The 14,059-nt window shown below is 71.2% G+C and carries 12 protein-coding genes; 2 read left to right on the top strand and 10 right to left on the bottom strand.

The features are described 5' to 3' along the window. Positions 1 to 12: 12 nt before the first annotated feature. Positions 13 to 1,500, bottom strand: coding sequence for an IMP dehydrogenase (gene guaB, locus ACQ0O7_RS04860; RefSeq protein WP_430780515.1), 1,488 nt, complete (start codon positions 1,498 to 1,500; stop codon positions 13 to 15). A 119-nt stretch (positions 1,501 to 1,619) separates the two neighbouring features. On the opposite strand from guaB, the gene ACQ0O7_RS04855 reads away from it, so the two are divergent. Further along, on the top strand, positions 1,620 to 2,021 hold the full coding sequence (locus ACQ0O7_RS04855; RefSeq protein ID WP_430780514.1) for a DUF5319 domain-containing protein: 402 nt from the start codon (positions 1,620 to 1,622) through the stop codon (positions 2,019 to 2,021). 119 nt (positions 2,022 to 2,140) lie between these two features. On the opposite strand, the gene ACQ0O7_RS04850 is transcribed toward ACQ0O7_RS04855, so the two are convergent. Next, a complete protein-coding gene (locus ACQ0O7_RS04850) occupies positions 2,141 to 2,983 on the bottom strand; it encodes a response regulator transcription factor (protein WP_430780513.1) in 843 nt (280 codons plus the stop codon). Between the two features lie 231 nt (positions 2,984 to 3,214). Here ACQ0O7_RS04850 and ACQ0O7_RS04845 point away from each other — a divergent pair, with 231 nt between their 5' ends. Next, positions 3,215 to 3,601: a WhiB family transcriptional regulator gene (locus ACQ0O7_RS04845; protein ID WP_430780512.1), complete on the top strand. Its 387-nt coding sequence runs from the start codon at positions 3,215 to 3,217 to the stop codon at positions 3,599 to 3,601. 159 nt (positions 3,602 to 3,760) lie between these two features. On the opposite strand, the gene ACQ0O7_RS04840 is transcribed toward ACQ0O7_RS04845, so the two are convergent. From ACQ0O7_RS04840 to ACQ0O7_RS04805, 8 genes are all read right to left on the bottom strand, one after another. After that, positions 3,761 to 5,362, bottom strand: coding sequence for a molybdopterin-dependent oxidoreductase (locus ACQ0O7_RS04840; protein ID WP_430780511.1), 1,602 nt, complete (start codon positions 5,360 to 5,362; stop codon positions 3,761 to 3,763). A 29-nt stretch (positions 5,363 to 5,391) separates the two neighbouring features. Next, positions 5,392 to 7,110 carry a M16 family metallopeptidase gene (locus tag ACQ0O7_RS04835; RefSeq protein ID WP_430780510.1) on the bottom strand — a complete coding sequence of 573 codons (1,719 nt, stop codon included), beginning with the start codon at positions 7,108 to 7,110 and terminating at the stop codon, positions 5,392 to 5,394. After that, positions 7,107 to 8,063, bottom strand: coding sequence for a hypothetical protein (locus ACQ0O7_RS04830; protein ID WP_430780509.1), 957 nt, complete (start codon positions 8,061 to 8,063; stop codon positions 7,107 to 7,109). The genes ACQ0O7_RS04835 and ACQ0O7_RS04830 overlap by 4 nt, the downstream gene beginning before the upstream one ends. Before the next feature lie 52 nt (positions 8,064 to 8,115). Beyond that, the gene (locus ACQ0O7_RS04825) at positions 8,116 to 9,810 is read right to left on the bottom strand and encodes an insulinase family protein (protein ID WP_430780508.1); all 1,695 of its coding nucleotides are present in this window, start codon (positions 9,808 to 9,810) and stop codon (positions 8,116 to 8,118) included. Continuing rightward, positions 9,807 to 10,640, bottom strand: a complete 834-nt coding sequence (locus ACQ0O7_RS04820; protein ID WP_430780507.1) for a tetratricopeptide repeat protein — start codon at positions 10,638 to 10,640, stop codon at positions 9,807 to 9,809. Before ACQ0O7_RS04820 ends, ACQ0O7_RS04825 begins: the two co-directional genes overlap by 4 nt. Positions 10,641 to 10,776: 136 nt before the next feature. After that, positions 10,777 to 11,955 (bottom strand): ROK family protein, encoded by a 1,179-nt coding sequence (locus ACQ0O7_RS04815; protein WP_430780506.1) that lies wholly within the window; start codon positions 11,953 to 11,955, stop codon positions 10,777 to 10,779. Continuing rightward, positions 11,955 to 13,208, bottom strand: a complete 1,254-nt coding sequence (locus tag ACQ0O7_RS04810) for a sugar ABC transporter permease (protein WP_430780505.1) — start codon at positions 13,206 to 13,208, stop codon at positions 11,955 to 11,957. Before ACQ0O7_RS04810 ends, ACQ0O7_RS04815 begins: the two co-directional genes overlap by 1 nt. Continuing rightward, complete coding sequence (locus ACQ0O7_RS04805) at positions 13,205 to 14,008, bottom strand: ATP-binding cassette domain-containing protein (RefSeq protein ID WP_430780504.1); 804 nt, start codon at positions 14,006 to 14,008, stop codon at positions 13,205 to 13,207. Before ACQ0O7_RS04805 ends, ACQ0O7_RS04810 begins: the two co-directional genes overlap by 4 nt. Between the last annotated feature and the right edge of the window lie 51 nt (positions 14,009 to 14,059).

Genomic DNA, 14,059 nt, shown 5'->3' with positions numbered 1-14,059 from the left:
GGGCGCCCTTGTCTAGCGAGAGTGGTAATTAGGAGCTTCGACCGTCATCTGGATGTCATGCGGGTGGCTCTCCTTGAGACCCGCCGCGGTGATCCGGATGAGCTGTCCCCGCTCCTGCAGGTCGGGGATGGTCTCCGCGCCCACGTAGCCCATGGAGGCGCGCAGCCCGCCGATGAGCTGGTGCGCCACCCTGGACAGAGGACCACGATAGGGCACCTGACCCTCGACGCCCTCCGGGACCAGCTTGTCCTCGTTCACATCCTGCTGGAAATACCGGTCCTTGGAGTACGACTTGGCCTGACCGCGCGACTGCATGGCACCCAGCGAGCCCATGCCACGGTACGACTTGTACTGCTTGCCGTTGGCGAAGATCAGCTCGCCGGGGCTCTCCTCGGAACCGGCCAGCAGGCTGCCCAGCATCACCGTGCTGGCGCCGGCCACGATCGCCTTGGCGATGTCGCCGCTGTACTGGATGCCGCCGTCGCCGATCACCGGCACACCGGCCGGGGCGCACGCCCGGCTGGCCTCCATGATCGCGGTGATCTGCGGCACGCCCACGCCCGCGACGATCCGGGTGGTGCAGATCGCGCCCGGCCCGACACCGACCTTGACCGCGTCGGCGCCCGCCTCGACCAGCGCCTTGGCGCCGGCGTAGGTGGCGATGTTGCCGCCCACGATGTCGATCGTGACGTCCTTCTTCAGCCGGGCGACCATCTCCAGCACGGCCCGCTGGTGACCGTGCGCGGTGTCCACGATGACCACGTCCACCCCGGCGTCGACCAGGGCGCGGGCCCGCTTGTAGGAGTCGTCGCCGACACCCACCGCGGCGGCCACCCGCAACCGGCCCTGCGGGTCCTTCGCGGCGTTCGGGTACTGCTCGGACTTGGTGAAGTCCTTCACCGTGATCAGCCCGCGCAGGTGGCCGGCCTCGTCGACCAGCGGCAGCTTCTCCACCTTGTGCCGACTGAGCAGGACCAGCGCCTCGTCCTTGGAGACCCCGACCGGGGCGGTGATCAGCGGCGCCTTCGTCATCACGTCGCGGACCTTGGCGTCGAAGTCGCTGACGAACCGCATGTCCCGGTTGGTGACGATGCCGACCAGCACACCCTCGGCGTCGACGACCGGGGCGCCGGAGATCCGGTACCGCGCGCAGAGCGCGTCGACCTGATGCAGGGTGTCGTCCGGCCCGCAGGTGACCGGGTTGGTGATCATGCCGGACTCGGAGCGCTTCACCAGGTCGACCTGGGCCGCCTGGTCCTCCACGGAGAGATTGCGGTGCAGCACGCCGATGCCGCCCTGCCGGGCCATGGCGATCGCCATCCGGGCCTCGGTGACGGTGTCCATGCCCGCGGACAGCAGCGGGATGGAGAGCTCGACGTTGCGGGTCAGTCGCGTGACCGTGTTGACCCGGCTGGGCACCACGTCCGACTCGCCGGGCTGCAGCAGCACGTCGTCGAAGGTGAGGCCGAGGGGAACGGTGCGAGCGCTGTCAGTTTCCACAAATCATCCCTAGAGAAGAGGCGGAGTCCATCATCCTACCCATCACGCGACGGCCACCCGGGCGGCGGACAGAACGTGCGGGCCAGCACACTTGCGGGAGAGGTGAGTACGGTATGGGGGTGCAAGATGAGCCGATCGACCCGTTCAACGGCGACCCGACCGACCCGGCCGCCGGACTCGACGACCTCAACGAGGACGCCGAGTCCGAACCGCTGACCGAGGACGAGCGGCAGGACGTCCTGGAAGACCTCTCCGACCTGGAGATCTATCAGGCGCTGCTGAGTCCGACGGGCATCCGCGGGCTGGTGATCGAGTGTGAGGACTGCCACGAGCCGCACTATTTCGACTGGGACCTGCTCCGGGGCAACCTGCGGCACCTGCTGAGCAGCGGGCGGCCACGGGTGCACGAGCCGGCCTACGACCCGGACCCGGACCACTACGTGACGTGGGAGTACGCGCGTGGTTATGCCGACGGCGTCCACGACACCTTGACGGAAGGAAGTGACGACGAGCCCGCATAAGCCCGGCGGCCGCGTCTTGATCTTGGGAAGGGACCACCTCGCGGGGTAGCCACGCCCGCTTTACGGTGTTCGTACAAAAAATTGGGGTGGATGGTTTTCACCACCCACCCCGCCGCTGGTTAAGCGACAAGCCCCGCTCTGAAGCCCGCCGCCACCGCGTGTGCCCGGTCGCGCGCGCCGAGCTTGCGGAACAACCGCCTCGCGTGGGTTTTCACGGTGTCCTCGGAGACGAAGAGCTCCCGGCCGATCTCGGCGTTGCTCTTGCCGTCGGCCATCCCGCGCAACACCTGGAGTTCACGTTCGGTGAGGGTGAGCCGCCGCCCGGTCGGGGCCGCCTCGCCCATCTCGTTGCCCGGCCACGCCACCATCGGCCGGCCGGTGGCCGGATCGATCGGAGCGTCGCCGCGCTGTGCCGGGACCATCGGCGCGTTCGGGCCCAGCATCGCCGGGACCGCCGCCGCGTTGTGCACGCCGATGCCGCCGGGGCCCTGCTGGTACTGCCCCCGGGCTCCGGGCGAGTTGGTGTTCCGGACGCCACCGGCCACGGTGGCCGGCTGCGCGTTGGCGCCGTTGATCGGCATGCCCTGCGGGCGCACCGGCAACAGCAGCAGGAGCAGCGCCTTCGCCACGACGCTGACCAGGTCGTGTTCGACGCCACGGATGACGCCGCGGGCACCGGCGGCGACGGCTGCCGCGGCCACCCGGGGGTCTTCCGCACCGAAGAGCACCACCTGCGCCTGAGGTGCACGGGCTAGTACGCGCCGGGTGAAGCCGACGCTGTCGGGCCGGGTCACGGCGGTGTCGGCCAGGACCACTTCGGCGGGCCGTTCCGCCAGTCGGATCATGGCCTCGGTCTCGCTGACCGCGGTCCTTACGACGCCGGTCATCCCGAGCCGGGCCGCGGTGGACGCGACGGTCTGGGCCGCCAGCGGGGTTCGGACGCACACGAGGACGGTACGCACAGTGATCCTCCTTCTCTCTCAGAGGAGATCACGCGAGGGCCGCAGCATTACGCGCTTTAGATGGAAAAAACGGGAAAGAAAGGTATGACTTGCCACCCCTTTGCCATACCGCTCGCGAAGACATCGACCTGTTACGTGTGAGCCGCGTGCTGCCGGGGTAAACCGGCGGCAGGCCTTTGCCAGGCCCCTCACGACGAACGCTCCGCGGTGCCGCGCAGGAGGAGGGTGTAGATGTCGAACGTTCGCAGGCTGCCCGGTCCCATCGCCGATATCTGGGATTGGCAGCGACTCGGTCTCTGCCGTGGCCGGGACAGCGCGCAGTTCTTCCACCCCGACGGTGAGCGCGGGTCGTCCCGCAATCGCCGTGAGGTCAAGGCCAAGACCATGTGCGGTGCCTGCCCGGTCCGGGCGGAGTGTGCCGCACACGCTCTCGCGGTTCGCGAGCCGTACGGGGTCTGGGGAGGTTTCAGCGAATCGGAGCGGCTGCGGCTGCTCGCGGTCGGCTGGGAAGACCTTGCCGATCGTCACGGACGCGTCGACCTGCTACGGCTCGAGGCACGCCTCGGCCGGCCCCACAAGTCGGCGGTGCCCGCGCAGCGGCAGGCCCCAGCGGCCTGACGCCGGCCGGCGCGCGGCATCACCACACGGCTTCCGACACGGTCCTCCCCGGAGGGCCGTGTCGAGTGGTTCAGCGGTTCTTCAACCGCATTGGTGGACATGCAAGCCACCGTATGAGCGACTTGCTTTCCCGAGTCGGACCGGAAGTGCGGCTTCCCCCTATTCGATCTCGATGCTGACCTGATGCCATCCGGTCGCCCCGTCCGGTGCCGGCGGCGCCTCCCGTGGGGTCTGTGTCACCCCGTCGAGATCGGTCGCACGGACCCTCAGGGTGTGCCGACCGGCCGAGGCGGGCCAGGTCAGACTCCACTGCCGCCAGGTGTCCGCGGAGACCTCCGGGGCGAGTGACGCCTCCTGCCACGGCCCCTCGTCGACCTGCACCTCGACCTTGGCGATCCCCCGATGTGTCGCCCATGCGACTCCGGCGACCGTGACCGTGCCGGCCGGGCGCACCGCACCCGCCCGCGGGGTGTCGATCCGGGCCTGCGTCTTCACCGGCGCCTGTGCCGACCAGCCCCGGGGCACCCAGTAGGCGTCGAAGTCGGCGAACCGGGTCAGCTCGATCTCGGTGATCCATTTACAGGCGGAGACGTAGCCGTACAGCCCGGGAACGATCATCCGGACCGGGAATCCGTGCTCGACCGGCAGCGGCACACCGTTCATCCCGACCGCGAGCAGCGCGTCCCGGCCGTCCCGCAGCACCGCCGTCGGGGTGCCGCAGGTCCAGCCGTCCGCCGACCGCTGCACCGCCTGATCGGCCCCCGGCAGCGGATCGGCCTGATCGATGAGCGCCTTGATCGGCGTGCCCAGCCAGAGCGCGTTGCCGACCAGATCACCACCGACCTCGTTCGAAACGCAGGCGATCGTCAGGTGCCGTTCGATCATCGGCAGCCGCAGCAGATCCGCCCAGGTGACCGTGATCGGGTTGCGCACCATTCCGTGGATGCGAAGTTCCCAGGAGGCGGGGTCCACCTGTGGGGTGACGATGGCGGTATCGATCCGGTAGAACTCCCGGTTGGAGGTCACCCAGGAGACCGCCCCGTCCGTCTGTACGCCGGGCGGCAGCGCCGGGGCGGGCTCCACCGGCGCCGGCAGCACGACGCCGTCCCGGGCCGCGGTCACCGCGCGCCGCGAGGTCAGCAGCCGCCCACCGAAACCCGAGGCCGCCGACACCGCCGCGACGATCCCCAGATCACGGAGAAAACGACGACGATCCCTTTCGATGTCGTACGGGGTTCGCGGGTCACCGACCGCACCGGGGCGTCCCGCCCCGGGCTCATCAGGTCCGCCGCGCACCGGACCGTCCACCGCTTCCGGGCCGGATGCGGTGGTCACCGCCGCCGCCACTCTTGTCAGGTGCCACAGCACCAGGACGGCCACCACCGCGCCACCCAGTGACGGGATCGCGGCCACCACCCCCGCATCCGGCCGGGTCACCGCGGCCGCCGCCCCGGCCAGCCCGAACAGCGCCACCCCACCGACCGCGACCGGCCACCACCGCCGGGCCAGCACCCCCACCCCGAAGGCGTAGGCGGCGAGCAGCACCACCGTCCCGGCCAGCAGAGCCGTCTTGTCGTGCACCCCGAAGACGGCGATCCCGAAGTCCTTGACCACGGCCGGCACGTGATCCACCACCACCCCGGCCACCGCCACCAGCGGCGACGACCGTGTCCCGGTCACCGCCGCGACGACTTCGGCCACCCCGAGAGCGGCCCCGGCCGCGGCCACCCCGGACAGCCCGGCCCGTATCGAAGGATTCACCCGGCCATCCTCCCTCGCGGGCGGACCGTTCAGCTCCTCCGAATCTCCCGGATCGTGTTGCGCAGGGACAAACCGAACACCCCGGCCAACCCGAGGAAGACCGCCCCGGCACCCAGCCCGAAGGCGAATTCACCGTCTCTGAACAGCGCGACCGTACCGGCGATCGCCAAGACTCCGACCACCAGTGTCATCACCGCGTTGAAGATCAGGGAGTAGACGAGGCGCCCGTTCCGGGCGATCCAGCGGGCCCGCGCGCCCAGGCTCGGTGGGGGTGGCGCCTTCCTCGGAACCGGCACGGACTCCGGGTTCCGGACCGGCATCACGACTCGCAACGCGGGATCCAATCCGGCGTCGATCTCCGCCGTGATCGCCGTCCCGTTCCGGAAGAGGGTGGGTTCGAAGTGCACCTGGATGGCGTCCGGGCCGATCAGCCGCCGTGCACCGTCCGGCCAGGCCAGCAGCAACACGCACTGGTCGAATCGGACGGTGGCCGGGTCGTCGTCCGTGCCGATGGTCACCCCGTCCGCGCCGATGGTCAGGAGCACCTTCGGCTCGTCCACCGACCGGTGACCCAACTGCTGGTGCGACTTCCCCGAGACGACGTCGGTCGAGCGGGTCGGGGCAGCGGTGAATCCGGCCCAGTCGGCACGATGCCGGCCCGGGGTCATCAGGAGGCCGTCCGCGGTGGCCGCCGCGGCGATCGCCACCACGTCCGCCCGGCTGACCGCCCGCAGCCCGGCCAGGAACTCGTCGTCGCTCTTCTGCACCGGCTGCCCGGTGAGCAGGCTGAACACCTGCCCGGGCAACCGGCCGCCGTTCTCCGCGGCCTCGATCACCTCGGCGGCCCGCCGGTTGACGACGGCGGTGACGTCCGCTTCGTCGACCAGGCCGAGCCGCATCCCGGCCAGCACGTCGACGAACGCGCCGAGGACGGCGCCCTGCTTCTCCGGCAGCGCGTCGGCGAGCGCGGTGACCACCGTGGTGCCGTCGGCACGCGTCGAACAGTCGCTCTTGACCGTGTACGACAGGCCGCTCTCCTGGCGCAGCGAACGGAACAGCACACGTTCCAGCACTCCGGCGAAGACGGTGGCCGCCGCCCCACGTGGGACCACCGCGTCCCACGCGACGATGTTGGAGTGGCCGGGGAACCAGGCCGGGCGGACCGGGAGCGCCGAGGACGGGGCCGGGACCGGCTGCCGGTCGCCGTCCGGCAGGTCCAGGTCCAGTCCGGCGGGCACCTCGGATCCGGTGATCCACAGGGCGGCGTTCTGTCGGTTGAAATAGCGGGCGGTCCAGCCCCGCAGGTCGTCGGCGGTGATCCCGCGCAGGCCCCACTCCGGGTAGGTGCCGGCCCCGTACCCGACGGCGCCGTGCCGCCAGAGCGCCAGCACCTCGCCGGCCCCGTCGCCACGGCTGTTCTCCTCGGTGCGCAGGATCTCCTTCTCCACCGCGAGGCGCTGCATCGGCAGATCCCGCAGAGCGGCACAGACCCCGTTGAGGAATCCGACGACGTCGGTCTCCGCGCCGCGCATGTGGAAGAAGGTGAACTCCGGCCCGGTGGCACCGTTGAAGTGGTGGTCGGCCACCCCGATCGAGTGCAGGGCCAGGTGCTCGACCAGGTGGGTGATGCCCCGTCGGGACAGCGGCTCGTCCACCGTGCCGACCCGGAAGACCAGCCCGGCGTGCATCGGCCCGGTGGACGGCGCGAGCAGCACCGGGATGCCACCGGTCTCGAGTTCGGTGATCATCGGGCACCGCCCAGCGCCCAGTCCCGGGACTTGCGGAACTCGGTGGCGGCATCGCCCAGCCAGTGCCAGGGATCCTTGGTGGCCAGCCCTTCCATCTGCTGGAACGCGGCCGCGGCGGCCGGCTTGTCACCGATCAGCGTGAAGCACAGCGCGAACATGTTCAGGGCGAGGAGCCAGCCGTATCCGCCGGAGAAGTCGGGGTGGCCGATCGAGCGTCGCGCGGCCTGGTAGATCTCCGCCCGCACGTGCTCCTGCGACAGGTAGGTGATCAGCCCGTGCGCGTTGCTCTGGTCCGTGCCGACCTCGTCGAGTCCATGCTCGATGTGCGCCTCCGCGACGAGGGTGCCGTGCGCGCCACCCGGCGGTGCCGCTTCCGCCGCCTCGCGGGCGAACTCGTGCAACAGCTCCCAGGTGCCGCTCCACTTCGGGCAGAGGCTCTGCACCATGCTGAGCTGGCCGGGCAGGTGGTCGGGGTCGGCGGCGATCAGCCGGTCGTACCGGCGGCGGGTCTCGGCCAGCCCGAGTTCCAGCCCGCGGGCGGAGATCAGCCGGGCGGTCCAGATGGCCGGGTCGGCGGGGTTGTGCTGCGCGCCGTCGATCAGCACCTGTTCGGCCCGGCACAGCCATTCGCGGAACCGGGTGAACTGGTCCTGGCTCACGTACTGCGCCCGGTAGGAGGTCCGGATCTCCCAGCCACCGTGGATCAGGTGCCGGCCGAGCAGCGCGGACGCGGTGCCGTCGGCCGGGTCGGCGCGCAGCGCCTCGCGCAGGAGGTCCTCGATGTCCGGCTCGTCGGCGGCGAGGCTGATCAGCCCGGTCCGCTCCATCGGTGCGGCCGCGTCGAGCACGGTCTTGGCGCCCGGCCAGTCGCGGGCGGTGAGGGCGGCGCGCAGCGGGGCCGCCTCGGGGTGGACTGCCGCGCGGTCGAAGACCACGTCGGAGGCTGTGAACATGCCGGGCAGCATAGATCGTCGATCATGGAATCGGCAGCCCGGATCCGGGTGCTCAGTCCGGCCGGGCCGCCCGCCGTTCCGCCTGCTGGCGGCGCAGTTCCACGGCGGCGTCCACGGCGATCCGGCCGGCGAACGTTCCGAAGAGGATGCTCGCCGCCGCGACCAGGCCGTATTCGCCCAGACCGGCCAGCAGACCGGTGTCGCCGGGCCGCTGGGTGAGCATCATGGTGAGCACGCCGAGACCGCCGGCCACCACGAACAGGGTGGCCATCCCGGCGGCGATCAGGGTGATCAGCGGGCGCCGGCTGTCCGCCGCCGGCTCCACCCGGTCGGTGGCCGGCCGGGGTTGCGGGATCCGGTCCCGGTCGCGGGGTGGCATGTCGATCCGCAGCCGGGCCGGGATCCACTCGTCGACGTCGCGGACCACCTGCTCGGCGTCCCGGTAGAGGGTGGGTTCGACCCGGGCCATCACCGCGTCCTCGCCGATCAGCTGCCGGGCGCCGTCCGGCCAGGCCAGCACGGCGGCGCAGGTGTCGTAGCGGACGGTGCCGACCACGTCGCCCTCGACCACGCTGATCCCCCGCGCGCCGCTGATCAGGCGCAGGTTGCGGTCACCCCGGCCGCGGTGGGTTCGCCCCTCCAGCACCGTCTCCGACATGGTCGGCGCGGCGGTGTATCCGGCCCAGTCGGCTCCACCACCGCCGGGGACCATCAGCAGCCCGGAGCCGTACGCGACGGCCGCCACCCCGGCCACGTCGTCGGCGGTGACCGCCCGGACCTCGGCGAGTGCCTCGTCGAGGGTCTGCACCGGCCGGCCGGCAAGCAGGTTGAACGCCTGTCCGGGCAGCCGGGCGCCCCGGCACTCGGCGTCGCGCAGGCCTTCGCCGGTGAGTTTGACGACCGCGCCGACCTCGTCCGGGTCGATCCGCCCGGCCCGGAGCGCGGCCAGCACGTCGACGAGTCCGCCGAGCGCGCCGTCGGCCCGGCCGGTGGTGGGTTCGACGGTGGCCAGGACGCGGGCGGTGCCGTCGGCGCGGGGCTCGTACTCGGTGCGGGCCCGGTCGGCGACGGCGGCCCGGTCGCACAGTTCGTCCTGCAACCGTCGTTCCAGGACGGTGGCGAAGACGGCGGCCGCGGCGTCCCGGCGTACCACGCTGTCCCAGCCGACCGCGCCGTCCGGGCCGGTGAACCAGGCCGGGGTGGCCGGCAGCACGGTGACCGAGGTGGGCGCGGGCCGCCGGGTGCCGTCCGGGAGGTCGAGGCGCAGGCCGTCCGGGATGGTGTCGCCGGCCACCCAGAGCGCGGCGTTCGCCCGGGTGAAGTAGCCGGCGATCCATTCCCGGACCTGTTCGTCGGTGAGTCCGGGCAGGGCCCATTCGGGGTAGCTGGCGACGCCGTACGCGCGGGCGCCGTACCGCCACATCGGCAGTGGATCGCGTTCCCGGGTGTGGGCGATCCGGTCCCGGACCTCGGCGATCCGGTCGGCGGGCGGGTTCCGCAGCGCCGCGCAGACGGTGCTCAGGTAGTCGGCGATCTCGCCGGGCGTACCTCTGGTGTGGAAGTAGGTGTGTTCCGCTCCGGTGCTGCCCGGCTCGTCGGTGACCAGGTGTTCGACCAGTCGGGTGAGTCCGCGCCGGGGCAGTGTCTCGTCGGCGGTGCCGACCCGGAAGACCAGGCCGGCGTGCATCGGGCCGTCCGCGGGTGCGAGCAGGGCCGGCACTCCGTCGACTTCGAGTCGCGTGATCACTGCTCGCCTCCCGTCGCCCGCTTGCGGTACCTGCCGATCACCGTGGCCGGGTCGCCCAGGCGATCCCACGGTTGTGCCGAGTCCAGGTCACCGAGTGTCCCGAAGAATCCGGCCGCGGCCGGGTGGTCGCCGAGGAGAGCGAACACCATCGCGAAGGTACTGGTCACCCGCACCCACCCGTGGGTGTGGCGGTGGTCCGGATGCCGGGCCGAGCGGTCGGCGGCCTCGGTCAGTTCGGCGCGGACGGTGGTGTCGTCGAAGTGGTGGCGGCCCTCGGCCAGGTAGCGGTCCAGGTGGTATTCGGCGACCAGGACCGGGTTGAGCGAGCCGGGCGGGGCGGCGTCCGCGGCCTGGTGGGCGAATTCGTGCGCGGCTGCCGGGTCGTGCCCGCACAGGTACCGCAGGAACTGGGACTGGCCGGGCACGTGGTGCGGGTCGATCTCGGCGAGCCGGTCGTAGCGGCGCCGCGCCTCGGACGGGCCGAGTCGCAGGCTCCGGGCGGTGCGCAGCCGGACGGTCCAGATCGCCGGGTCGCGGGGGCTGCGGGCGGCGGCGTCGACGAGCACCCGCTCGGCGCCCACGAAGTCACCGGCGCCGGCCAGGTGGCGGCCCAGCAGCGCCCCGGCCGCCCCGTCGGACGGATCGCCGGAGAGCACACCGCGCAGGAAGTCGGTGACGCCCTCGGTGTCCGCGGCGACGGTGGTGAGGCAGGTGCGTTCCACCGGTTCGGCGGTGTCGAGTGTCTCCCGGCAGGCCGGCCAGTCCCCCGCGTCCAGGGCGTCACGCAGAACGGCGACTTTCGGGTACGCCGCGGCCGGGTCCAGGAGCATGGGCGGCAGCATAGATCTTTCACGGCGATACTTATTCACGACGGTAGACATAATGCGGCTGAGCTGCGGCGATGCGCTGGTCCCGGCCGGTCGTGAACAAGCATCGACTACGCGCTGTCTCCGGATGATCGTTTAATTAGGACACCAGAGGGTCGTCGAGCAGCCGGTCGAAGGCCAGTTCGGCCGCGCCGATCAGGGCGGCGTCCGGCCCGAGTTCGGGGGTGCGCAGCCGGACGTGCTCGCGGCAGGCGGGCAGCCCGATCGCGTTGAGGCGGCTGCGGATCTGCGCGGCGGCGCCCAGGTAGACGTCGCGCAGCGTACCCCCGAAGATCACCACCTCCGGGTTGAAGATGTTGACCAGGTTGCCGACGCCGAAGCCGATCCAGTCGCCGACCTGCCGCAACGCGTGCTGGGCCTGGCTGTCCCCGCGCATCGCGGCGTCCACCACGGCCAGCACCTCGTCCCGGCCGCTGCGGTCGGCGCGCCCGGCCAGCCGCAGCAGGGCGTGTTCACCGATCTCGGTCTCCCAGCAGCCGCGCGAGCCGCAGCTGCACGGGCGGCCGTACGGGTTGACGACCATGTGGCCGACCTCGCCGCCGTAGCCGCCGTGCCCGGTGATCCGGCGTCCCCCGGCGATGATCCCGGCGCCGACCCCGACGTCGCCGTAGAGGTGGATGACGTTGTCCGAGCCGACGGCGGCGCCCCGGGCGTGTTCGGCGAGGGCGCACACGTCGGCGTGGTTGCCGACGCTGAGCTGGCCGAAGCCGCCGAGTTCGGAGCGGAGTTCGGCGCCGACCGGCTCCTCGACCCAGCCGATGGTGGGCGCCAGCCGGACCATGCCGTCCTCCCGGCGCACCATGCCGGCCACCGCCACGCCACTGCCGACGCAGCGGGCGCCGTCGGGCACCCCGGAGCGCATGGTCGCCACGAACCGGGCCAGTGGGCGGACCGCCTCGGCGGCGGTCATCCCGGGTGGGCGTTCGGCCTCGTACTGTTCCAGGATGCGGCCGCCGAGCCCGACCCGGGCCGCGCGCAGGCGGTCCACCTCGATGCTGAGCGCGTAGGCGTACACCCGTCCGGATTCGGGCCGGACGACCAGTGATGGCCGCCCGGCCCGGCCGGTCTCGCGGGGTGCCGCCTCGCTGACCAGGCCGGCCCCGATCAGGTCGGCGGTGAGTGCCCCGATGGTGCTGCGGTTGAGGCCGAGCCGGTTGGTGAGTTCGGCCCGGGAGGTCGCGCCGTTCACGTGCACGTACCGCAGGAGTGTCCCGAGGTTGTGCCGGCGTACCTCCTCCTGGCTCGGCCCCGCCCTCATCAGCCGCCCGATGCCGCTGCTCTGCGCCGGGCCAGCGCGTCGACGCTCGCCGCCGCCAGCAGCACGAGGCCGGTGAAGATGAATTTGACGCCGGAGTTGAGGCCCAAGAGGGTCATACCGTTCTCGATGACGATGATCACCGCACCACCGATGACCGCGTAAATGATCTTGCCCTTGCCGCCGAACAGGCTGGTCCCGCCGATGACCGCGGCGCCGACCGAATAGAGCAGGATGTTACTGCCGCCGGTGTTGGGATCGACAGAGCTCTGTCGGCTGACGACGAGGATTCCACCGATCGAGGCCATGAACGAGGCGATGGCGAAGACCGAGATGCGGATCCGGTCCACCGGGATGCCGGCACGCCGGGCCGCCTCGGCGTTGCCACCGACCGCGTAGACGTGCCGGCCGTAGGTGGTGCGGTTCAGCACGAAGGTCCAGACCACCAGGAACGCCAGGATCACCGGCACCACGATCGGGGTGCCCTTCAGCGAGGTGATCAACACGTTGACCGCCCGCTCCTGGGTGAGCACGTAGGTCGCCGCGAACGCCAGCACCGCGACGCCGGCCACCCGGGCCAGCACGATGCCGATCGGCTCGGCGATCAGGCCCCGGGACACCCGCCCCCGCCAGCGCAGGAACTGGGCCAGACCGAAACCGGCCACCCCGACCACGGCCAGGATCCAGCTGTCGCGCACCGACAGGGTGCCGTTGTTCAGCGACTTCACGAACTCGTCGTTGATCGAGATGTTCTTGCCGCCCTCGAGCAGGGTCAGCAGGACACCCTGGAAGCCGAGAAAGGCGGCCAGCGTCACCACGAACGACGGGATGCCGAGCTTGGCCACCAGCAGGCCGAGCGCGATGCCGATGACGACGCCGGTGGCCATCGCCGCGGGGATCGCCACCGCCCAGGGCAGGCCGTGGTTGGTCAGCAGGATCGCCATCACCGCGCCGCACACGCCGCTGGCGAAACCGGCGGACAGGTCGATCTCGCCGAGCAGCAGCACGAAGACCAGGCCCATGGCGATGAAGACGATCTGGGCGCTCTGGTTGAACAGGTTCGCGAAGTTCAGCGCGCTGAGAAAGGTCTCGCTGCGGGCGGTGCCGAAGATCAGGATCAGGACCAGCAGCCCGAGTACGGCCGGGAGGGTGCCGAGGTCACCACCGCGAACCCGGGCCCAGTAGTCCCGGAAGTGGCTGCCGACCGTGGGTTTGACGGCCTGGATGCCACCGGCCGTCTTCATTGTGGTGGTCACTTGACCTCTCCCGGCGTGATGTCGATGAAGTCGGAGGGCCGTTCCGGGGGCAGGCCGAGGTTCCCGCTACGGCCCCCGGTGATCAGCTCGACGACCTGGGAGTGGGTCAGGTCGGCGGCCTTGACCTGGGCGGCCATCCGGCCCAGATACAGCGCCGCGATCCGGTCCGAGACCGCGAAGACGTCGTTCATGTTGTGCGAGATCAGCACCACGCCGAGGCCGTTGTCGGCCAGCCGCCGGACCAGCTCCAGCACCTGGGCGGTCTGCGCGACACCGAGGGCGGCGGTCGGCTCGTCCAGGATGACGACCTTGCTGTTCCAGAGCACGGCCTTGGCGATGGCCACGGTCTGCCGCTGGCCGCCGGAGAGGCTGGAGACCAACTGCCGGAGCGACTTGACGGTACGCACGGAGAGGCTCCGCAGCGTCTCGCCGGCCATCTCCTCCATGGTCGCCTCGTCGAGGACCACGCCCCGCTTCTTCTCCCGGCCCAGGAACATGTTCTGGACGATGTCCAGGTTGTCGCAGAGCGCGAGGTCCTGGTAGACGACCTCGATCCCCAGGGCGGCGGCGTCACGGGGGGTGCCGATGGTGACCGGCCGGCCTTCGAAGGTGACCGTGCCCGCGTCGTACGTGTAGATGCCGCTGATGCATTTGACCAGCGTGGACTTGCCGGCGCCGTTGTCACCGACGAGCGCGGTGACCTCGCCCGGATAGACGCTCAGGCCGACGTCGTGCAGGACCTGGACCGGACCGAAACTCTTGTCGATCCCGCGCAGTTCCAGAAGGGGTGTCGCGGCCACTGATGGTTCTCCTTCGCTCCGTGACCGGTGGGTGACAACCGACTCCGGCGC

Origin of the sequence: Actinoplanes sp. G11-F43, assembly GCF_050589265.1 — a bacterium.
In the GTDB taxonomy this organism is placed as follows: Bacteria; Actinomycetota; Actinomycetes; order Mycobacteriales; family Micromonosporaceae; genus Actinoplanes.
Note: the sequence above shows the minus strand (reverse complement) of the source record. Positions and strands in the feature narration are given on the sequence as shown.